This is a genomic window from Bradyrhizobium sp. UFLA06-24, from assembly GCF_054967145.1.
In genome coordinates, this window is sequence record NZ_JADFUE010000202.1 from 1 (window position 1) to 837 (window position 837).

Sequence of the window (837 nt, forward strand, 5' to 3'; positions counted from 1 at the left end):
CGCGGACGCGGTCTGGCCGGCGTTGTTAGCGTTGATGGTGGCAGCACCGCCGGAGATCGTCGCGCCCCTCACGCCGGAAGCAAGGTCGATCGCCTTGAGCACATCGCCCACCGTCGCCGACGTGGTGGTCGTGCTGGTGCCCATATAGATGATCGAATTGCCATTGCCATCGGTGGCGATGTTGCCGCTCGTGCCATAGCCAGTCGGAGGCGTTGTCGGCACAGCCGTCGCCGAGAAGGTGATGGTGTGGCCATCGACGGTGAGCACGGAACCATCGGTGAACTTGGTGTTGGCGCCGGTGGTCAAGCCAGCGGTCGCGTCAAACAGCTTGGTCGCCCCGGTGATAGCAGCCGACGAGGTATCGGTGAGGGCACTGCCGGTGACCGCGCCAATCGTGCCGCCGAGGGTGGTCGCACCGGTCGCGGCGTGTGCACCGCCCGCGGTGCCGTCGAACAGCACGTTGGAGAGCGCGGTCGCACTGGTATAGGTCGTGGTGCCACGCAGGTCGGACGAGGTCGCACCGGCGATCGTGGTCGAGACGTTCGACTTGGTGGAGTAGCCAACCGTGGTCTGCAGCGCCTGGTTGGCGATCGACTTCGCGGAGTCGAGCAGCTTCGAGAGCGAGGTGATGCCGGTGTTGGCGGCCTGCAGCACCTGCACGCCGTTGGCAATGCCATCGAGCAGATTGTTGATGTCGCTGGCGCGGTTGTCGAGCGACTGGGCGGTGAAGAAGTTGGTGGGGTTATCCAGCGCCGAGTTCACCTTCTTGCCGGTCGACAGACGCGACTGGGTGGTGGCGAGGAGGTCGGCGGTGGACTGGAGGGAGAGCAGGTTCTG

At 65.4% G+C, this 837-nt stretch carries 1 protein-coding gene; it reads right to left on the bottom strand.

Annotated features, from left to right (window positions below):
• Positions 1–837: DUF1522 domain-containing protein (locus IF809_RS38640; RefSeq protein WP_462840089.1), on the bottom strand; the 837-nt coding region annotated here is incomplete at both ends.